15 protein-coding genes, 3 pseudogenes and 1 riboswitch are annotated in these 20,425 nt (G+C 64.5%); of the genes and pseudogenes, 9 read left to right on the forward strand and 9 right to left on the reverse strand.

The features are described 5' to 3' along the window. Nucleotides 1–88 precede the first annotated feature (88 nt). Nucleotides 89–1,264, forward strand: a complete 1,176-nt coding sequence (locus tag CCUG20998_RS16620) for a PPE family protein (RefSeq protein ID WP_103654048.1) — start codon at nucleotides 89–91, stop codon at nucleotides 1,262–1,264. A gap of 75 nt (nucleotides 1,265–1,339) precedes the next feature. Here CCUG20998_RS16620 and CCUG20998_RS16625 read toward each other — a convergent pair whose 3' ends face one another. From CCUG20998_RS16625 to CCUG20998_RS16640, 4 genes and pseudogenes are all read right to left on the reverse strand, one after another. Beyond that, nucleotides 1,340–2,230, reverse strand: coding sequence for a CDP-diacylglycerol diphosphatase (locus CCUG20998_RS16625; RefSeq protein ID WP_081651087.1), 891 nt, complete (start codon nucleotides 2,228–2,230; stop codon nucleotides 1,340–1,342). 112 nt (nucleotides 2,231–2,342) lie between these two features. Next, on the reverse strand, nucleotides 2,343–2,900 hold the full coding sequence (locus CCUG20998_RS16630) for a hypothetical protein (RefSeq protein ID WP_020730523.1): 558 nt from the start codon (nucleotides 2,898–2,900) through the stop codon (nucleotides 2,343–2,345). A gap of 38 nt (nucleotides 2,901–2,938) precedes the next feature. Continuing rightward, complete coding sequence (locus CCUG20998_RS16635; protein WP_231389763.1) at nucleotides 2,939–3,451, reverse strand: hypothetical protein; 513 nt, start codon at nucleotides 3,449–3,451, stop codon at nucleotides 2,939–2,941. Nucleotides 3,452–3,608: 157 nt separating this feature from the next. Further along, nucleotides 3,609–4,234, reverse strand: a pseudogene (locus tag CCUG20998_RS16640) (transposase); the annotation flags it as partial. A 767-nt stretch (nucleotides 4,235–5,001) separates the two neighbouring features. Here CCUG20998_RS16640 and CCUG20998_RS16650 point away from each other — a divergent pair. The 4 genes and pseudogenes from CCUG20998_RS16650 (at nucleotide 5,002) to CCUG20998_RS16665 (ending at nucleotide 11,025) form a co-directional block, all read left to right on the forward strand. Further along, a complete protein-coding gene (locus CCUG20998_RS16650) occupies nucleotides 5,002–7,710 on the forward strand; it encodes a PE family protein (RefSeq protein ID WP_038580024.1) in 2,709 nt (902 codons plus the stop codon). A gap of 167 nt (nucleotides 7,711–7,877) precedes the next feature. Further along, nucleotides 7,878–8,433 (forward strand): annotated as a pseudogene (locus CCUG20998_RS29410) (transposase); the annotation flags it as partial. A 209-nt stretch (nucleotides 8,434–8,642) separates the two neighbouring features. Then, nucleotides 8,643–9,977: a M23 family metallopeptidase gene (locus CCUG20998_RS16660; protein WP_020730516.1), complete on the forward strand. Its 1,335-nt coding sequence runs from the start codon at nucleotides 8,643–8,645 to the stop codon at nucleotides 9,975–9,977. A 52-nt stretch (nucleotides 9,978–10,029) separates the two neighbouring features. Then, nucleotides 10,030–11,025, forward strand: a complete 996-nt coding sequence (locus CCUG20998_RS16665) for an alpha/beta fold hydrolase (RefSeq protein ID WP_036456620.1) — start codon at nucleotides 10,030–10,032, stop codon at nucleotides 11,023–11,025. Between the two features lie 71 nt (nucleotides 11,026–11,096). Here the strand turns inward: CCUG20998_RS16665 and CCUG20998_RS16670 are convergent, their stop codons facing one another. After that, a complete protein-coding gene (locus tag CCUG20998_RS16670) occupies nucleotides 11,097–11,417 on the reverse strand; it encodes a DUF732 domain-containing protein (protein WP_036456339.1) in 321 nt (106 codons plus the stop codon). Nucleotides 11,418–11,818: 401 nt separating this feature from the next. On the opposite strand from CCUG20998_RS16670, the gene CCUG20998_RS16675 reads away from it, so the two are divergent. The 3 genes from CCUG20998_RS16675 (at nucleotide 11,819) to CCUG20998_RS16685 (ending at nucleotide 15,294) form a co-directional block, all read left to right on the forward strand. Further along, the gene (locus CCUG20998_RS16675) at nucleotides 11,819–12,685 is read left to right on the forward strand and encodes a hypothetical protein (RefSeq protein ID WP_020730512.1); all 867 of its coding nucleotides are present in this window, start codon (nucleotides 11,819–11,821) and stop codon (nucleotides 12,683–12,685) included. After that, nucleotides 12,685–12,759, forward strand: a riboswitch (Fluoride riboswitch). It overlaps the preceding gene by 1 nt. Nucleotides 12,760–12,947: 188 nt before the next feature. Continuing rightward, nucleotides 12,948–14,027: a DUF190 domain-containing protein gene (locus CCUG20998_RS16680; protein ID WP_012395090.1), complete on the forward strand. Its 1,080-nt coding sequence runs from the start codon at nucleotides 12,948–12,950 to the stop codon at nucleotides 14,025–14,027. Between the two features lie 67 nt (nucleotides 14,028–14,094). Then, nucleotides 14,095–15,294 (forward strand): MalY/PatB family protein, encoded by a 1,200-nt coding sequence (locus CCUG20998_RS16685; protein ID WP_020730511.1) that lies wholly within the window; start codon nucleotides 14,095–14,097, stop codon nucleotides 15,292–15,294. Nucleotides 15,295–15,297: 3 nt separating this feature from the next. On the opposite strand, the gene CCUG20998_RS16690 is transcribed toward CCUG20998_RS16685, so the two are convergent. Beyond that, nucleotides 15,298–15,843: a PadR family transcriptional regulator gene (locus tag CCUG20998_RS16690; protein WP_020725779.1), complete on the reverse strand. Its 546-nt coding sequence runs from the start codon at nucleotides 15,841–15,843 to the stop codon at nucleotides 15,298–15,300. Between the two features lie 108 nt (nucleotides 15,844–15,951). Here CCUG20998_RS16690 and CCUG20998_RS16695 point away from each other — a divergent pair, with 108 nt between their 5' ends. Beyond that, a complete protein-coding gene (locus tag CCUG20998_RS16695; protein ID WP_012395093.1) occupies nucleotides 15,952–16,824 on the forward strand; it encodes a DUF3159 domain-containing protein in 873 nt (290 codons plus the stop codon). An 18-nt stretch (nucleotides 16,825–16,842) separates the two neighbouring features. Here CCUG20998_RS16695 and CCUG20998_RS16700 read toward each other — a convergent pair whose 3' ends face one another. The 3 genes and pseudogenes from CCUG20998_RS16700 to CCUG20998_RS29315 form a co-directional block, all read right to left on the reverse strand. Then, complete coding sequence (locus CCUG20998_RS16700) at nucleotides 16,843–17,571, reverse strand: 3'(2'),5'-bisphosphate nucleotidase CysQ (RefSeq protein ID WP_020725781.1); 729 nt, start codon at nucleotides 17,569–17,571, stop codon at nucleotides 16,843–16,845. Between the two features lie 101 nt (nucleotides 17,572–17,672). Beyond that, entirely contained in the window at nucleotides 17,673–18,851 is a 1,179-nt protein-coding gene (locus CCUG20998_RS16705; RefSeq protein WP_020725782.1) for an acyl-CoA dehydrogenase family protein, read from the reverse strand. A gap of 17 nt (nucleotides 18,852–18,868) precedes the next feature. Beyond that, nucleotides 18,869–20,189 (reverse strand): annotated as a pseudogene (locus CCUG20998_RS29315) (IS30 family transposase). Nucleotides 20,190–20,425 lie beyond the last annotated feature (236 nt).

Here is a 20,425-nt window from a genome sequence, read left to right on the forward strand (position 1 = left end):
GGACTACTGCGGTCCGGCGCCGACTCATCTGCAACCACCGGTGCCACAGCCGTCACCAGGTCCATTCACGAGGCATGGAGCATTGTTCATGAGCTTTATGATGTTGCCGCCAGAGATCAACTCGACCCGGATGTACTCGGGTCCGGGCTCGGCCTCGCTAAGGGCCGCCTCGGCAAGCTGGAACAGCGTCTCGGTCGGATTGCATTCCGCCGCCGAGTCTTACCGGGCCATGGTCGCAGACCTGACCAGCTTCCAATGGCTGGGTCCGTCTTCGGCCGCAATGATCGCCTCGGTGCTGCCCTATGTGGGTTGGCTAGAGGCCACTGCCGTCCAGGCGGGACACTCGGCCATGCAGGCCTCGGCCGCGGCCGCGGCCTACGAGCAGGCGTTCGCGATGACGGTGCCGCCGCCGGCCATCGCCGTCAACCGCGCCGAACTCGCCGCACTGATCGCCACGAACTTCTTCGGCCAAAACACCGCGGCAATCGCGGCCAACGAAGCCGAATACGCCGAGATGTGGGCCACCGACGCCACCGCGATGACCAGCTACTCCACCACCTCGGCCGCCGCAAGAGCGTTGACCCCCTTCACTTCCCCGCACCAGAGCACCAACCCCGCCGGCCTGGGCGCGCAAAGCGCCGCAGTGGCCAACTCCACCGCAAACGTGGCCGCTGACAGCGGCAACTGGCTAGGAAATCTGATCGACGCCATAGGTGTCGCGCTCCTGCCGATCGCACCCGAACTCTCAGCAATCCTGATACCGCTGGGAGAGCTGATCAACATGATCCCCTTCCCATCCTTCTTCGCCGACGACTTCACCATCCTCGACGGCCTGCTGGCGTTCTACGCGACGATCGGTTCGATAAAGAACATCCAATCGATGGGCAGTGGAATCATCGGCTCCGAAAACACGCTGGGCCTCATCCCCCACGCCGCCGCGGCCGCCGCCGACGCCCCCAACGCACTCGCCGCACTCGGTGGTGAGCCCGCGCTGGGCGCCGAACTGGGCCCGATCGCAGCAGAGCTGACCAGTGGCAACAGAATTGGCCAAATGTCGGTCCCGCCCAGCTGGACCGAGCCGAAGGTCACCACCATCAAAGCGCTGCAGGCCACCCCACTGACCACCCTGCCCACCGACGAGGTTCCCGCATCCGGCATCCCCGGAATGCCCGGAATGGCAATGACCGGAACAGGCCGCGGCGGCGTCGCACCCCGATACGGAGTGCGACTGACCGTGATGCCCCGCCCATTCTCCGGCGGATAACCAGGCCGGAACCGGGCCCGTCCGGCAGTTCACCGCGCCCAGGGCCGCGTCCGAAACGCCAACTGCGCCCTTGCGCTAGCGCAAGGGTTTGGCGACCGAGCAGTCGTGGTCCTGCAGGGCCTCTGCGGCAACCGGATCTTCGTCAGTTCCCTCAACTACCAGCAGTAGGAACCGATCCGGCGCCACGTTGGCGAGCGCGACCGAGGCGTTTTCCATCTTCTTGCCATCGGCGGCCACCTTATCGTGAATGTCGCGGAATAGGTTCTTGGACTTGAGGGTGTCCGTGTTCACCGCCAAGACGTGATAACTATGGCCACCCAAATCGACCGGGAGCTGCTTCCAGTGAACGTAGTCAGCTGCGTTGACCTCCTTCAACGTGGCCAATGTCGCTGGTGACGAACACGATATGTGAATGTGCAGCTGATCTTGGCTGCGTGCATTCTTTGCATTGATCGTGAGCACCAGATGGGACTCCGGAAGCGCGTTGTACAGCCGAGCAGTCACCGCGAATCGATCGGCCCAGGCCTCATAAAGGTACTTGCCAGTCGACGGCTCCTGCAGGGCCCGATCCTCGATTCCACTGACCCGGGCCAGTGGTAGCAACAGGAACTGATATGGGTCACCGTCGGCCTTGTACAAGGCGATGCCAGAGCTTTCGTCCACCAGCGTGCAGGGGGCGTAAGCACCCGTACGGTGATAGTCACGCTCGCACCGGTCGTGCACAATCTTCCAAAGTTGATCCCGGTCGGCCGGTGGCCGGGTAGCCGGTGTTACCGCTCCTCGCGCACCAGCCAGGGTCCCCACCACGGCCGCCACCAGAGCCACCACCAACACACCACGATGCGCGAGCCCGGCAACCGCTTTGGACAACTTCAGCCTGCAGACTCCAACGGTTAGCCGAAGGGCATCCAGCCGCGTTCGTGCTGCGCTCTGCACAAAATCCGCCTCATTGTCCGCGCGATTCACTGTCCCTGAACGTTTTTCGCCCATCCCGACCATCTATAGCACGAGATCGTGTGGCCGAAGAGAGACGGGTTCGCCGTGATTCGATCTGGTCACCGCCGCTCCTGCGGGGTTGCTAAAACCGTTCGACAACCAGTTGCGCGAACGCGTGATCGGTCGAACTCTGGCCGTCCGGGGTCTTGATGTCGGGGTCGTAGATCTCCAGCTTGATCCCATCGAGCTTGATGCCATTTTGATGGCCGAAGTAGTAGTTCGTCGTCTTGCGGACCGTGAGGATCCCGTTGATGATGCTCTTTTGGGCATACAGGGGGTCTTGCAGGGACCCGAGAATCTCGGCCTTCTTCTCGTCGGCATTCCAGAAGAACGCGTATCCGGGCGCTGAGTAGGTGGCAGCCTGCTGCTGTGGTGTCAGTTGAAACCCGAACAGGGTCAGCGACCAACCATCAATGCGGTAGGTACCCGGCTGTAACGTCAGCCGGCCATTCGACTTGTCATACTTGATGTAACCGTGCGCGTCCATGTTCACGTCATTGAATACGCGGACATTCATACCCGGTTTCATCGGCATGTTGCTCAGGCCTCGTTCGGTGAATGCACCCCAAAGGCGTGGCTCCGGCGGCGCACCCACACAGCCCGTGAGGGCCAGCGCCAGCACACCAACCAGTAGCGACAACCGGTACCCTATCTTGGGTTTCTGCTGGTACCCGCGCTTCACAGCAACGGCCGACGTTCGATCGCGGCTGACACCTGCTCGGTCATCCAATAGCTAACCGCCATCGACCGGTCCCCACTCGGAAAGCCGATGCCTTCAAAAATGACTTCGCCAACCGCCGCCGGCAGGCTGACATTTTGCCGCCGGTGCCGCCAGGTCAACCGGTAGGTGGCTCCACTCCGTTGTATTCGCAGATCGAGATCACCGGTTAAATCACCGGCGGCATCGAAATATTGGGCCCGGTAATCGCCGGGAAAACCATTGGAAGTGTCGCCTCGCGCGCGGCCGACACCGATCGCACCGCCGGACTTCATCGCCGCCGTCGAGAGATACCGTGCATTGATCACGCCGTCTTGCTCATTGCTAATGTGATATTCGCCAACGCCGATTACCCGGGTACTGATCATGTGCAGCATGGTAAGCCGGTGGCGGATGGCTTCGCCTAAGCGTCGGTCCACCGAGCTTATGTCGGCCTGAGGTTGGATTCGGTTGTGTACCTTGAAACCGGGCATGTGCCTTGGTGTGGGCGTGAGCGGTCGCCCTACCTCGGTATCGGGTTGTTCCTGTTGGTCTTTCGTGTCGAGGGGCGGCTGGGGGCGAGGTGTGAGCCGATGAGTGGTTGATGTCGCCGGCACAGGCTGTTCCAGTCTGTGCCCAGGGTCAGTCCCATGGTAGGTGCAACCCTAGCCGTCGGGCCGACGACGCGATGCGTGCCGGCACGGGTGATGAGCGTGCGGCGGATGGTCGCGGTGCGCGACTTGGCCAGCACTGGCCCGGTGAGGGCGGCCGCGGCCCGGGCGGGGTTGAACGCGATGACGGCCAGCACCAGTCAGGCGGCGTTGGCGTTGAAGCGTCCCGAAAGCAGATGAGCCAGGGTGCAGTCTTTGACGTCGCCATAGACCTGCTCGATGATGGCGCGCCCAGTGGATCTTGTCGGCGGTCACGGCATCGGCATCGGTGGTGGTGGTGGTGGTGGTGGTGAAAAGCGCGTAGAAGCGCCACACGTCGAACAGAGTCGCCTGCCGGTGGCCCTGAGTGGTGTTGAGATCGGGCATGCGGCGCACCACCAGTCGACCTGCGATCTGCTCGGCGGCTTTGCGGGAACTGAAGGCGCTGAATCCTATCTCGGCGACCTCGGCCCGCGACATCCGCTGACCGGTGGTTTCGTCGTAGATGGCGTCGGTGTATTCGATCGCGGTCCAGCCATCGTCGCAGATGTCGGCGATTGCGACCTTGACCTTCGGGTTCAGCCGCACGGTGACCGCCACATCGGCGCCGCAACGGATGGCTGCCGCGCTCCAACAACATATTTCGCGGGTTGCCAGTCCGGGGAGGGTCGCACCAGTTCCCACCGTCACTATCCGAGCGTTCCGAGCCCCATACGCCGGGAGTCGCTCAGCGCCTGAACATTCAGATCTTCAGCGCCTTCCAAAGCCTTCGACCTGATTTCGGGGCTCGGCACTCCCTGCGCCGTCCCAGGCGGACGGACCTCTAAAGACGCCGCAGGCTTCGTGTCATGGTGCGGATCGCTAAGTCGCTCCCCCTTCAAGAGCTTTCGACACCGGGCTTCGGGCCGATCCGTTTCCAGACCGAGCCGCCAGTCTGCTGCCGGGCCTCCTGACAGCTACCTGAACGGGACTCCCGCCGGCAAGCGACGATCAGCTTACGACAACAGACGACTTACATAGTCACCTCCGGCCTGCTGGTCGCGCAAAAACTCGAGGCTAATGCCGGATCGCTTCGCCGTGCCCGGTCATCTTCGATTCACATACCAGCCAGTGGTTGCGCGCCAGCCAATAGTTGCGCGCGCAGATCATCGAGCTGGGCTGTGGTGTTGAATGCGATGCTGGTTGCTTCGTGGGTTGGTTGGTATGTATCGGACCCGCTGGCAAGGGGCGTTTGGTGTTTGCGTGCTGATTGGGGCCCGCCGGTTTCGGGTTGCTCGGGTTTGAATTGAAATGTCACTAAATCCGGTGATGGGTTGACCTCTTCGTTGATAGTCTCCGATTACTCCTGTTGCCGAAGCCTTTGCTGGCCGGGTCCAGCCTGGTGAAAGGGTGTGATGGCGGTGTTGGTGGCGCCGGAGTTCGTGGTAGCGGCCGCGGGTGAGGTGGCAGCGTTGGGTGCGACGCTGGATGAGGCCAATGCTGCGGTTGCGGCGCAGACGACGGAGATTGCGGCTGCCGCTGGTGATGAGGTGTCGGTAGGGATTGCGGCGTTGTTTTCGGCGCATGCACAGGCATATCAGAACCTGAGTGTGCAGGTTGGAGCGTTTCATCGGAAGTTTACGCAGGCGCTGGAGGGGGCCGGGGGTGCGTATGCGGCCGCGGAAGCCGCCAATGCGGGGCCGCTGCAGCAGCTATTGGCGGTGATCAATGCCCAAAGTGTGGCGTTGACGGAGCGACCGTTGATCGGTAACGGGGCTAGCGGGGCACCGGGTAGCGGGGCTGATGGTGGTGCTGGGGGCTGGTTGCTCGGTAACGGTGGGGCCGGCGGGTCGGGCGCGCCGGGGCAGCGCGGGGGTAATGGTGGGGCGGCAGGGTTGTTGGGTGTCGGTGGCGCCGGTGGGGCTGGGGGCGGGTCGACATCGGGTAATGGTGGGGCTGGCGGTGTCGGGGGCGCTGGAGGTTGGTTGTGGGGTAATGGTGGGGTCGGTGGCGCCGGCGGGGCGACTACCCAAGACGCTGCTTCGGGTGGGGCTGGTGGCGTGGGTGGCGCTGGCGGGTTGTTCGGTGCGGGCGGGCACGGCGGGGTCGGCGGGAGCAACTCTATCTTTGCCACTGGTGGCATTGGTGGCGCTGGTGGTGCTGGAGGGTCCGGGGGGCCGCTGGCCGGGTTTTTCGGCGCCGGTGGCGGCGACGGCGGCACCGGAGGGTTGGGAAGCGCAGCAGGGGGTGCTGGTGGGGCCGGCGGCAATGCCGGGTTGCTCGGTGGGCCGGGCGGGTCCGGCGGTGCCGGTGGCTATAGCGGTCTTGCAGGGGGGGCCGGTGGGGCCGGCGGTCATGCCGGCGGGCTGCTCGGCGTTCCCGGATTGTTCGGCTCCGGTGGGGCGGGCGGGGCCGGCGGCCAAAGCGACTTCACCTTTGGTGGGGTCGGTGGGGCCGGTGGGGTCGGAGGTGACGGTGGGTTGCTGTTTTCCACCGGCGGCGCCGGCGGGCAAGGCGGCTTCGGCCTCTCGAGCGGTGGGCCAGGTGGGGCTGGCGGGAATGGTGGGCTGTTGTTCTCCGATGGCGGTGTCGGAGGGGCCGGTGGCGAAAGCTGGTTTGACACCTTCGGCGGTGTGTTCCCCGCGGCCGGAGGAGATGGGGGGGCGGGGGGCAGCGCCGGCCTGTTGATCGGCAACGGGGGTGCCGGCGGGGCCGGCGGGGCCGGCTTCATCGGTGGTGATGGCGGGAACGGCGGTAACGGGGTCTGGATCGGCAACGGCGGCAACGCCGGAGTGGGCGGAGGCGCTGTCATCGGCACGCCCGGTGGCATCGGCGCCGGAGGGGGCAGTGGGCTGTTGCTAGGGCTGGATGGTTTTAACGCTCCGCCTGGGACCTCACCGCTGCACATCCTGCGACAAGATGCGCTCAACGCGATCAATGCGCCGGTTCAGGCCGCCACTGAGCGCCCGCTGATTGGCAACGGCACCCCCGGCGCCGCCTTCAGCGGTGCAGATGGCACCCCGGGTGGGTGGCTGCTCGGTGACGGGGGGGCCGGTGGCTCTGGCGCTTACAACGGCATGGCCGGCGGCGACGGCGGGGCCGCTGGGCTCGTTGGTGCCGGAGGCACCGGTGGGGCCGGCGGCGGCTACATCGTTCTTAGCCCAGAATTGGGGGCCGGCGGCACCGGTGGGGCCGGCGGGGCCGGCGGGTGGTTGTCCGGCGCCGGTGGGAACGGCGGCTCCGGTGGTTACTACAGTCCGTTTTCATTCAACACCGGTGCGGGCGGCGGGGCCGGCGGCGCCGGCGGCCCCGGCGGGCTGCTTGGTGCAGGCGGGAACGGCGGAATTGGCGGGTTCGGCGGCGTCACCGGTCCTGGTGGCGGGCCCGCTTCGACGGGTGGGTCTGGTGGGGCTGGTGGGGCCGGCGGGCTGCTGGGCGGGCTGGTCGGTGCCGGGGGCGGGGACGGCGGTGGCGGTGGGTTTGGATTCCGCTGGGACGGTGTTGGTGGATCCGGCGGTAATGGTGGGGCCGGCGGCAACGCTGGAATGTTCGGCGGTCCGGGCGGGGCCGGCGGCACCGGTGGATACGGAGGGACAGGGGGTCTCGGCGGGATCGGGGGTAATGGCGGGCTGTGTTACGGCGCCGGCGGGGTTGGTGGCACCGGCGGATTCGGCCAAGTGGACAACGGCGGTGCCGGCGGTGCCGGCGGTGCGGCCGGATTGTTGTTCTCCAGCGCCGGTGCCGGCGGGTTCGGCGGCACCGGCCGGGTTGACGGTGGGGCCGGTGGGGCGGGCGGTGCGGCCGGTGGGCTCGGCTTCGGCGGGCCCGGCGGGGCCGGCGGTGCCGGCGGCCTCTTCAGTCCGGGCGCCGGAGACGCGGGAGACGGCGGTGCCGGCGGCACCGGCGGGCAACTGTTGGGTACCGGCGGATCCGGTGGATCCGGTGGAGAGTCGTTGGCCAGCTCCGGTAGAGGTGGTGCCGGCGGCGTTGGTGGCAATGCGGTGCTGATCGGTGTCGGCGGTAATGGCGCCAACGGCGGAATCGGCGACCCCAACGGCGATGGCGGCACCGGCGGGACCGGCGGAAGCCTTTTGGGCCAAAACGGGCTCAACGGGTTGCCCTAGCGGCACAACACTATTGGCGCGGTCGGCAGCCTTGCGGGTTCTCGGCACGGATGGTTGCCGTTGTGTTCCGCGGTGTGTTTAGCGCGATGCCGGATGCTTCGTGGTCGGTCAAGTTATTCGGGCATTATCGCTACCGACCAGCTGCCGAGAAGTCGGCCGCGCGCCGGTTGACCGAGACGTTTTTGGCGGAGACAGTGAATTCGTTGATCAAGGGCGGTCAAAGACGGGACCCCGATCGACGGGCCGATGGTTTGTTCAATGAGCTGGCCAAGGGTGTGTTGGAGCGGGCGCTGAATTCGGAGCTGACCCATCACCTGGGCTATCAGGCAGGTGATCCCGCCGGGCGTGTCACGAGCAATTCCCGTAATGGCACCACGCCCAAGACGGTGAGCACGATCAACGATCCTGTGCGCATCGATGCACCCCGTGACCGCAACAGCTCGTTCGAGCCGGCGACCGTACCGAAGAAGACCAACTGGCTCAAAAACATCAATTCCGTTGTGTTGTAACTCTATTCGCGCGGCATGACGACCCACGACATCGAGGCTCATCCAGCGGAGGTGTACGGGGCGTCGGCGTTTCGGGAGTTGATCTCCAACATCACCTAGGTCGTCGCAGAGGAGATCAAGGCCGGCAATCCTGCCGCTGAACGAAGTGTCTCCGATCCTCTATATCGACGGTCTGCGGCTGCGGATCAAGAAAAGCGGCGTCACAGCTACTAAGCCTCGATCCACCGACTGAATACCTGGGGTTCGCGTTTTGATATAAAACGAGATGCCCTTCGTGCTGACCCCAATGTGATCTTGAAAAGATCCTATTCTCCCACCAATACAAGTCATTTCGCGTACCGAACCCACCCCCAGAACACACGGCGAATCGATGGATCGGGGCTAGAATCACGGAGTCCGGCGTCAACCAAGGAGGCATATCTGATGGCATACGAGCAACCACGACGCCGGGCGCGCAGTCCGTTCTGGAAGTCGTTGGCTGTCTTCTGGTTAGCACTCTGCGTTGCCGCATGCTCATCGAGTACCACTGGTGCCGAAGGCGCTTCGACCAACGCCAACGGCACAAGCAACGCGCTCGAGGGAGTAACGGTTCCCGACGCGTTCACACCGTTGACCATCGCGCCAATCAGCCGGCCGACGTTTCCGTTCCCCGGCACCGACGGCAAGTACCACCTGGCGTACGACGTGCAGATCACCAACGCGACCGGGGCTCCGGCGGCCCTCACCAGCGTCGATGTAGTCGACGCCCAGGACCCCAGCAAGGTGCTCGCCTCGTTCTCGGGTACCCAGTTGGTCGACCCCAAGTGCAGCTATGGAAACTGCAACCGGCTGCGACAGCTGACCGGAAGACCGTCAACCGATTTCACCATCCCACCACAAGGATCACGTGCGCTGCTGCTTGACTTCACGTTCGACAAGTTGGCGCAGTTCCCCAAGGCGGTGATGCTGCGGCTGCATGGCACCGGGGTGACTGCCCCTGGCTCAAGCGCCGAATCCGGCCCCTTGGACACCCTGGGTGCGCCGTTCGACATCTCGGCCGGCACGCCGCGGGTGATCAGTCCGCCGCTGCGCGGCAACAACTGGGTGGCGTTCAACGGCTGCTGTGAACCGGGTTGGGCCCATCGCGACTCCATCCTCCCGCTGAACATGAAGCTGAACAACAGCCAGCGCTTCGCCATCGACTGGATGAGAACGAACGACCAGGGCAACTTTTTCGCCGGCGACAAGACCAACAACGACAGCTATGTCTCCTACGGCAGCAGCGTGTATGCGGTGGCCGACGGCACCGTGACCTCGACGCTCGATGACATGGAAGCCAACGTGCCGGGCATCCTGCCGGCATCGGATCCGGCATTGGCGGCGAAGATAACGGTGGACAACGTCGATGGCAACCACATTGTCCTCGACATCGGCGGTGGCGCGTATGCGATGTATGCCCACCTCATCAAAGGCTCGCTGCTGGTCAAACCGGGCGACAAGGTGAAAAAGGGCCAGGAGATCGCGAAGCTGGGCAATACCGGCAATTCGAACGCCCCACATCTGCACTTCCAGCTGATGGACGGCCCTTCGCTGCTGGAAGCCGATGCACTGCCCTACGTGCTGGACACCTTCAGCTACCAGGGACAGGTCAGCCCGGCGACCATCTGGGATGCCGACAACTACCTCAGCGGCTCCTTCTTCGGACCTGACCGGCTCGCGGCCCCGGAGCCTCGCACCAAGCAGCTTCCGGTCTTGCTGGCAATCGTGAACTTCGGGTAAGCCGCCGCCGGGCACACCCGCGGTGGTTGGAATAGTGCACAGGAGAATGGTCTTGGACATCTTCGCCGAATGGCAAAGCGGTGCTTCGACATTACGCTGGCGTTCAACCACTGCCGCCAATGCCGATGCCGAGGTCACGGTGTTCACCCGCCGTTGTGGCACACCCGACGCGCCAGCCCTGGTCCTGGTTCACGGCTTCCCAACCTCCAGCATCGACTACTTCGCATTGGCGCGCGAACTAGGCTCGGAGTTCGACATCTATGTGCTGGACTTCCCCGGCTACGGGCTGTCCGACAAGCCGCGGCAACCTTACGTCTACTCGTTGTATGACGATGCCCGTCTGCTCGTTCACGCGATCAGACGGGTCTGGAAGCTCACCGAGTTCCGGATGCTCACCCACGACCGCGGCAGCAGCGTCGGCATGATCGCACTGGGAATGCTGGCCGCCGAGGATCCACCGGCGCTGCCCATCGACCTCATCATCACCAACGCCAACATCTACCTTCCGCTGTCGAACCTCACCGCATTCCAAACCGCGCTGCTCGACCCCGCGACGGCACGAGCCACCGCAGCCGCGACGACGCCCGAGCTACTGGCGGCCGGACTCGGTGCGAGTACCTTCATGCCACGCAGGGCACTGGAAGATCCCGAGATCACCGCTTTGGCAAGGTGTTTTGCGCATAACGATGGAATCCAGGCACTACCAGACACAATTCAGTATCTGCATGAACGTGCTGCAGGTGAAACCCATTGGCTTGAATCACTTTCCACGATAACCGTCAACACCACGTTGGTGTGGGGACTGCACGACACCGTCGCGCCGCTGCGTGTCCCCAACCATGTATGGCAGGCGTATCTGAAGAACCAACCCGGCCGAAGCCGCTACTGGGTGGTTCCCACCGCCGACCATTACCTGCAATGCGACGCCCCGGCGGAGCTAGCCGAGATCGTGCGTGTCACCGCCGCGGGCGGGGACGTTGCCCTGCAGACGCTCGGAGACCGGGCCGATGGCGCGGTTCTGGTCGATCAATGCGATGGTCCCGCTTAGCCGAAAGTGGGCCACAGGGCGATGTTTCGGTGCCGCCCGCGCCGCTGCGCTACTACCACCCTTGGGCCACGTCAGGTCACGGCGAGGTGATGCGGGCAATAGTAGGTCGCCGAGATGACCGCGAAGTGCGCGGCAGCGTCCATGTCGAAGCCGGGGTTGCGCGCCGTCACTTCCTGAACCACGGCCAGACCGGATTCACCACGATCCAGGCACACGCACACCGCTCGGGCGGCATCGATCGCTTGGGCTGGGCTGGGATAGGTGATACCGATCCGCTGCAAAGCGACCAGAAATCCGACATCATCGCCGGCGCGGGCAACACCGGCAACCCACACCGGCGCACCGAATACGACCGCGGCGCACACGCCTACTACCGCGATTAGCAATTTCATTGGCTCACACCGCCTTTGATCGGGGCTGGCCGACCTGAATCCCGCTGCACGATGCCTTGCCGGGCATTGGCGCATCGCAACGGACCGGCCAAGTCCGGCACCTGCAGCGAGATTGCAGCGAACTTCACTGCGATACCACCAAGGTTACCGATGCTCGACGCGGCCCGCAAAGATGCCGACCCGCCACTTGCGAGCGCTGGGAATAGATTCGGCAGACCGGCAGCCACCGAGACCGGGTGGGGGCTAATGCCGCACGGTTGACCCGTCCAGATTTTGCCGCGTACCCTCGAAAGCAAAATCGGCGGTGGCCTCGTCCATACCCGGCGACTAGATGCCAACGAGTCTTTGGGACTCGATGACTGCCGTTGGGCGGCTCGATCGCAGAGCTAGGAGGGCGGTCCATGAACGGCTCACCGGATTCTCAGATGCTGCGACAGCCGACTACGCGGTCCTTTCTAGCCCAACCGTTGCGAGTCGCGATCGCCGGCGATTGGCATTCCGACGCCAAGTACGCCGTCGGCGCGATCGAGCACGCCGCCAAACGCGAAGCGACAGTGCTGATTCAGCTCGGCGATTTCGGCTATAACTTCACCGACGAGTATCTGGATTCGCTCGAAGAAGCTTTGGACCGGTGCGGGATGGTCTTGGGGTTCGTCGACGGCAACCACGAGAACTTCGAAAGATTGCTTGGTTGGCCCATCGACCCGGACGGTCTGCGATACCTGCGTGCCCACCTCGTGCACCTGCCGCGGGGTTTTCGTTGGCTATGGGGCCAGACCCGGTGTCTGGCCCTCGGTGGCGCCTATTCGATCGACCGTTTCCTACGCAAGCGGGGCCGCTCCTGGTGGGAGCAGGAGCTACTGACCATGCGCCAGGCGAATGCGGCCGCGGCCGCCGGAGAAGCCGATGCCATGTTTTGTCACGACTGCCCGGCCGGAATCACCGTTCCCAGCGCGGCGCGCGACCGGCGCGGGTTCCCGGAACTCGAGCTGCGTCGGTCCGAGCTGCATCGCGAGCGGCTGCGCTGCGTTGTCGACGCCGTCCGCCCGGGTCGGCTTTGGCACGGACACTTTCACCACCGTTATCAGGCGGTACTGCACGGGAAGGGTTATCGCACCGTGGTGGACGGTCTGAGCAAAAACGGGCATCCCATCGACAACAACATGGTGGTAGTCAACCTCGCCGCTCTGGGATCGCACCGGCTGAGTAGTCGCGGGACCGACGGGCCATCGGATTCGGACTTGACCCACCGAGAGGCCGTCGGTTAACTAGCAGCGGCGATGGGGCTCGCCAGGAAGCTCGACTTCTGAACCGCCAGCCGGCTGATGGCACCTGCGAACAAAGGAGTCCCAGGTGGCATATCCAAACTCCCGCGCTCGTCCCGCGCCGCGCGTGGCCCGAATCGAGCTGCGCCGCAACGGTGGTCATCCCATAGGCACACACCGACCCGATGCCCACGAGGCGAACATCGGTTGCAGCGGCGGCGCTGCGGCATGAAAACTCCTAGGCAGCACGGCTTCAGGGGCCGGCATGGATGACGATTGCCTCAAGGTGAGCGCCTACTTGGGTGAGCGGCGCCGAACCGACGACGGCTTCCTGGCCGATGTGCTGCTCAGCCTCTACCAAGAACACAACATCGCGTCCAGCGTCGTGCTGCGCGGAGCCGGTGGATTCGGGACGGGGCGCCACCTGCGGACCGACCAGTCGCTGACCCTCTCCGAGGATCCGCCCGTGGTGATCATCGGTACCGACCGTAGGCCCAAAATCGAGGCATTACTCGACCCGGTGCTTGCCATCAAGCAACGAGGGCTGCTCACTCTCGAGCGCGCCCGCATGGTGCGCGGGGACCTGCCACCACTGGAATTGTCAGAGCAACTTCACGAAGCCGCCAAGTTGACCGTCTACGTTGGCCGCAAAGAACGCGCCTACGGTATGCCCGCCTATCTGGCCATCTGCGATCTGATGTACCGACGCCAACTGGCTGGTGCCTCGGTTTTCCTGGGTGTTGACGGCACCGCGCACGGGCGGCGGCAACGCGCCATGTTCTTCGGCCGTAACGCCGACGTCCCGATGATGATCATTGCCGTTGGCTCGGGCGATCGCATCCGTCGGGTACTGCCGGAGCTCGGTGGGCTATTGCGCCGTCCACTGATCACGCTCGAACGAGTTCGGGTTTGCAAGCGTGACGGTGAACTGCTGGGCCGTCCCCATGCCCTGCCCGCAGCCGACGAACACGGTCTGCCGCTGTGGCAGAAGCTGATGATCTACACCTCCGAATCGGCCCGGCACGACGGGGTTCCCATTCACCGGGCCATCGTGCGACGCCTATACCGGCGCCGGAGGCCCGACGGGGCTACCGTGCTGCGCGGCATCTGGGGCTTCAACGGCGAACATCAGCCCCACGGCGACAAGCTGTTCGCACTGGGCCGCCAAGTGCCGGTCGTCACCATCGTGATCGATACCCCGACCAACATCGCCGAATCATTCGAAGTGGTTGACGAATTGACCCGCGAACATGGATTGGTCACCAGTGAAATGGTGCCCGCCTTGGTATCTGACGACGGCGATGGCGGTCGGGGCGGACCGGTCATCGCCCGCTACGACTACTAGCCAGGTGGCACCGCCCAAGCCACGTCCGGTGCGGTCGGTACCGCACAGCCCGCTAACGTAATCGCCCATGAACCCCAACCCGCTCGAGCAACTGACACTCGAGCAACTACGCACCCGGACAAGCATGAAGTGGCGTGCGCACCCGGCCGATGTCTTGCCCTTATGGGTGGCGGAGATGGACGTGAACCTGGCACCCACGGTGGCCGCCGCGCTTCATCGAGCGGTCGACAACGGCGATACCGGATACCCCTACGGCACCGCATATGCCGAAGCCCTTGCCGAATTCGCCGCGCTGCGTTGGCAATGGCACGACCTGGAGGTCGGCCGGACGGCGATCGTCCCGGACGTGATGATGGGCATCGTTGAGATGCTGCGTCTGGTCACCGATCGCGGTGACACCGTGATCGTCAATTCACCGGTGTACGCCCCGTTCTACGCATTCGTGTCACACGACGGCCGAAGGGTGGTCGAAGCGCCGCTGGGCACTGATGGCCGGATCGACCCGGACGCGCTGGAAGAGGCCTTCGCTCACGCGCGCCGCGCAGGTGGCAACGTGGCTTACCTGTTGTGCAATCCCCACAATCCGACCGGTGCCGTGCACAGCTGCGACGAACTGCGCGGCGTCGCCGAACGCGCCCGTCGATATGACGTGCGGGTGGTGTCGGACGAGATTCATGCTCCCCTGGTCTTTTCCGGAGCACGTTTCACCCCGTACCTGACGGTGCCCGGCTCCGAGAATGCGCTGTCGCTGACATCGGCCACCAAGGCGTGGAATCTGGGTGGCGTCAAGGCGGCGTTGGCTGTTGCCGGTCCGGAGGCCGCCGCCGATCTACGCCGGATGCCGGAAGAGGTCAGCCACGGGCCGAGTCACCTGGGCATCATTGCGCACACCGAAGCGTTCCGAACCGGCGGCGACTGGCTTGACGCGCTGCTGGCCGGACTGGACGCAAACCGCACGTTGTTGAGCGATCTGGTGGACGCGCAGCTTCCCGGGGTGCGGCTGCGATGGCCGCAGGGCACCTACCTGGCCTGGCTGGACTGTCGAGACCTCGGAATTTCCGAGCAGGATGCGTCCGGTCTTGCGGTGGTGTCAGATCTATCCGGGCCGGCCAGCTGGTTCCTCGATCACGCCCGAGTGGCGTTGAGTTCGGGCCACGTGTTCGGAACCGGCGGAGACGGGCACGTGCGCATGAATTTCGCTACGTCCCAGGCCATTCTGACTGAGGCAGTGACGCGGATGGGCAAGGCGCTCGACGAGCTGCGGTAGCCGTCAGCCTTGCCCCGCCGGCGCGACGCCGCTGCGCTGGTCCAACCCGGCAATGACCCACTTGGCCCATTCGATTTCCTGTTGGGCCCACCGCAACCCTTGCTCCAGCGCGGCCCGGGCAAAGAAGGAGTCGTCATCCTCAGCCCAGTCGTAGGCGTCGCGGATCCGTTCGTAGTGCGTCTTTTCCTGCTCGGACAAAGACAACAACGATTCCAGGTAGCTACGGGCTTGACTGGGATCTAGCTGGCCGAGCAGGAAGACCCGCAGCAGCGCGGCATTGCGGACCGGTGGGTCCTGCTGCGGCGAAGTCATCCATCGGTAGAGTTCGGCGCGTCCCGCGTCAGTGATCGCGTACTCCTTGCGCCCCCGTGGCCCCAGGTCCGAGGACTTGATTAGTCCGGCAGCAGCCAGCTTGTTAAGCTCACTGTAGAGCTGACTCTGCGTTGCTGGCCAGACGTTGTTCATCGACAGCTGAAACCGCTTTAGCAGGTCATATCCACTTCCCGGCTCCTGGGAGAGCAGCCCCAACGCCGCATGTCGCAGGCTCACCCAACCATACTAACCCTCCATTTTTGACATGTCACCAATGCCATGCCAATATCGACATGTCACTTTTGACATGTCGATATTGGAACGTCGGAAACGTAAGGAGTACAGGTGATTCAAAGTGCCCGCCCGAGTGTGCCTGCCTTCTGCAGCGTCGACAACGACAAGCAGCCGGATCGGCCACCGGCCAAGGTCTTCAGCCCCGCACGCGCCCTCGATGGGTTCCTTCGCTCGCCGCTTGCGGGAATCGCCCCATGGGCACTGCTAGCAATCTTGTCCGGACCGGGGCGCTTCGAGCTGGCGGCGGCCGGCGCGTTGGGGCTCTCCGCGCTGGTGATGCTTGCCGGCCTCAGCCGTGGCGTCAGGGTTCACGCCCTCGAGGTCTTCGGCACCGCGTTCTTCGGCGCCATGTTGGTCGTCGGCCTGTTCGCGACCGACAACGCAATCCGGTGGCTCGAGTTGTGGTCCGGGGAGCTCACCAACGCCGCCCTAGCCTGTTTTGCCTGGCTCACCCTGCTGATCAGACGGCCATTCACCATGGCCTACGCCAAAGACACCACGCCACCGGAGCATTGGGACAGCCCCCTATTCAAAAAGATCAACACGGTGATCACCATCGTGTGGGCGGGCGCCTTCACCTTTGCGGGAACCGTCGGCTTCATCGGCGACTACTTGTGGCATGACGGCACCAACTTCTGGACCGGGTGGATCCTTCAATTGGCGGCGATCTTCTTCGCGGCGGCGATTACCGACTTCTACCCGGACTACGCCGCCGCCAAGTTCGATTTGGCCAACGGCGAGCCGGCGCTGGTTCCCTCCGTCCTACAGACTGTCGGCTGGTTGCCGTCCTTCCTCACGGTCACCGGAATTGCGGGTCTGCTCACCAACTCGGTTGACTCCCTCGCCGCGATCGCGCTGATTGTGGCCGGCAATGTCGCATCCAGCATCCTGGCGAAAGTTCTTCCGAAGCAGACGAAATCGTAGCGACGCCACGGGCAAGTCTCAGCCGGTAGCAGCCAGCACGGCGGTAGCGAGCTCGGGGCGGCATACCACCAAATCGGGAAGCTTGGGGTCCGGCCGGTTGTAGGTCAATGCCGACCCGTCGATACGAGACGTATGCAGCCCAGCGGATCGGGCCACCGCCACCGGGGCGGCCGAGTCCCACTCGAACTGCCCGCCGGCATGGACATACACATCGGCCAAGCCCTGCACGACCGATGCCACCTTGGCCCCGGCGGAGCCCATTTCCACCAAGGTGCCATCCAACGCGTCGCGCACAGCCAGCGCGATGGCCGGTGGACGAGTCCGCGAAACCACGATGCGCGGCCTGTCGGGTGCCGCCGGGGGTGGCTCGACGTGTGGTGTCGCCAAGGTGATGCCCTGCGCCGGGAGCGCCACGGCCCCGGCGACGAGCTGGCCGGCCTGCCACAGCGCGACATGCACCGCCCAGTCGACGCGGCCGAGTTCGGAGAATTCGCGGGTGCCGTCGAGCGGATCAACGATCCAGACTCGCTCGCTGCGTAGCCGGACGGGGTCGTCGGCACCCTCCTCGGAGAGCACCGCATCCCCGGGACGCTCGGCGGCCAGCTTGTCCATCAGAAAGTCATGAGATCGCTTGTCCCCCGCCGCCTTACGCTGGGCAACCTCGGCTTCGGCGAACTCCTCCCGCACTCCGAGCAGCAGGCGACCTGCCTCGGTGGCCAGCCACGCAGCCACAGCGTGGTCGTTCATCCAACACCCATTTCCGGCGATAGATTGGTAATTCTTACCCAAATTACATCACTGGCCGAGCAGGTAAATCTTCCTCCGCACCCCGAGGATCGAGCGTGAACTCAGAGTCCGAACTGGTCCTCGACGATGCCGAGCCAGATCTGCGCGCAATCGATGGCGACCTTCTCACTGATGAAGGCGTGCTGGGTTCCGGTGTACATGTCACGAAACGCCCGTTCGAGGCGGCTACCCTCGCGGATTGAACTCGTTCCGGCCACCAGATGTGCCCATTCGGCGCAGCTTCGAGCGGTATCGGTGGCGAAGACGGCCGCCGCGCGCATGTCCGAACGCAACGTAGGAGTCAGTTCCTGGCCGGCACCGACCGCGGCTTCGGCGGTGGTGAAGGCATCCAGGACCAGCAGGCGCGCCGCGCGCCATGCCGCGACGTGATGGGCCAGGCCCTTCTGGAAAGTGGGGCGACTGGCCAGAGCGGCCATGTCGCTCATCCGGTACTTCGTCGCCGCAAGTTCGGTGACATCGTCAAGCATGCTCTTGGCGACCCCCAGCGCCCACGAGGCGTGGCCGGCCGCGGTCACCGGCATCAGCCCCATCCGAGTGGCCGGCGAACTCCCCCGTCGCGGCTCCCGGGCGAATAGTCCAAAGGTGCGGCCCTGCGGCACGAACACGTCCTCGGCACTGTAGTCATAGGAACCGGTCCCTTTGAGCCCCTGCACAAACCAGCCGTCATTGAAGGTGATCTGCTCGCGCGGAACCACGGCCACCTGCATGTCCGGAACACCCTCACGGATCCAGCGCATTTCACCGTCATCCATCGGGAAGAAGCCCGCCGCGATGTACTGCGCATGACCGGTCCCCGAGCCGAAGCTCCACGATCCACTCAGTCGGTAGCCGCCGTCGACGGCGCTTCCCTGCCCGTTGGGGAAGAACTGGCCGCCCATCGTGACTCGGTTGTCGGCGGCGCTGAACACCTCAGCGAAGCCGTCGTCGGGGAGATACGTGGCGGCGGCGAACGTCGACGGCAGGTTCGCGATCCCAATCCAACCGAACGACCCATCCTGCCAGGCCATTTCGATCCATGTCTCGATCATCTCGGCAAACGCGGGCTCGGTTCCTCCGGCCGCAGTCGGATTGAATGCCGACATCAGTCCGGTGGACCACATTTCGTTGACGATCTTGTCGGTGAGCGTGCGCCGGCGTTCGGACTCGCCGGCTTCGGCCCGCACCAGGTCCCGCATGGTGCGGGCCAGCGCGACAACCTGGCCACTCGTTGTCGATATCATCTGTTCTCTATCTGGGTTCAACCGGTGGATGCAACACCGGTTTGGTGGAGCAAGAGTAGCTGTTCATTGAATGCTTCGGCCGGTGTCTTCCGGCCGAGTGTCTTGCGTGGTCTGGTGTTGAGGGCGTGAGCGACGGCCTCGATTTCCTCGGCAGACCATCGCGGGAGGTCGGTGCGTTTGGGAAAGTATTGGCGCAGCAGGCCGTTAGTGCTTTCATTCGTGCCGCGTTGCCGTGGTGACTGGGGGTCGGCGAAGAAGACAGGGATGCCGGTCTCGACTTTGAATTGGGCGTGCGCGGACATTTCCTTGCCGCGGTCCCAGGTCAGCGACCGGACGAGCTGCTGCGGCAGGGTCGACATGGTGTTTGCCAGGGCGTCCTTCATCGTTATTGCGCCGTAGCCGGCCAGGGCCGGACCGTTCTTGACCGAGTGCTTGTGCCGGTGCCCTTCTTCGCGGGCCAAGTGGATCAACATGGTGAACCCGGTCGTACGCTCGACGACGGTGCCGATCGCCGAGAGCGTTCGAGCCCGATGGGAAGATCGCCTTCCTTAACTTGTTGGAAGGGTGTTTCGGGGCTGTCGTAGGGTCCTGATCACCCTCGGGTGGCAGGTATGGCTTAGATCGCCGCCTCTCGGGTGACGTGGGCCCAGGTCTTGCGTCGTGATCGTTCCCGAGGCGCGTGCAGTGCGCGTCCGGTGCGTAGGCACCAGACCAGCTCCCAGTTGAGCGCGCCCCGGCCCTGGATGTAGAGCGATTGGTAGATCGCTTCGTGGCTGATACGCATGGACTTGTCCTCGGGGAAATCGACTTTGAGCCGGTTGGCAATCTGCTCTGGGCTCCACGCTAGCGACCACGGTCGGTCCTTGCGGTGGGGCTTGTTGCGGCCGGTGAATCGTGGCGGTTGCGGTCCGGCGATGATGCCGCCGTCGGGGTGGCTAATCTGCCCTGAAAGGCGTTGCTGCACATAATCATGCAGCTGCGGATTGGCGGCCAATTTCGCGGTCTTGGGCCGACATGCGGCCATATCGGCCTTCCACAGCACGACCGAGGCCCGGAAACCGCTGCTCCCGTAGCGAACACCGGCGCTGCGGCGCAGTTCCCGTGAGATCGTGGACGGGTCGCGCCGAATCGCCCGGACGATTGCTCAAACACGTTGCCCTGAACCCGCAGTAGCGCGATTTCCTCACACTCAGCGAAGGACAGGCAACGGGAACTTCACATCAAAGCGTTGTGGAACCAGCGTGCCCCGACCGCCGACGCCACGCCGGCGATCGCAGCTTCGGCCGGATCACCCGGTCTGCTGCCTGCTGACGACAAACCATTCAACACCTCCAACATCGAGGTGTTGCGACGACCAGTCGAATCCGCCATCACCGCCTCAACCTCTGAGCGCAGCAGATTCCACTGTTCGTCGGTGAGGTCCCAGGGATACCGCGGTTTCTGTCACGACATGGGCAACCCGCAGCGGGGCAACTGGTTTGCCTGGACTCGACAAGGTAGACAGGCATTCACGGGGCTCCCAGCAGCAAGGGGGATGTGGTGTCCATCTGCTACCGCGGGCTCCGTCTCATGCC

The organism is Mycobacterium marinum (genome assembly GCF_003391395.1).
In the GTDB taxonomy this organism is placed as follows: domain Bacteria; phylum Actinomycetota; class Actinomycetes; order Mycobacteriales; family Mycobacteriaceae; genus Mycobacterium; species Mycobacterium marinum.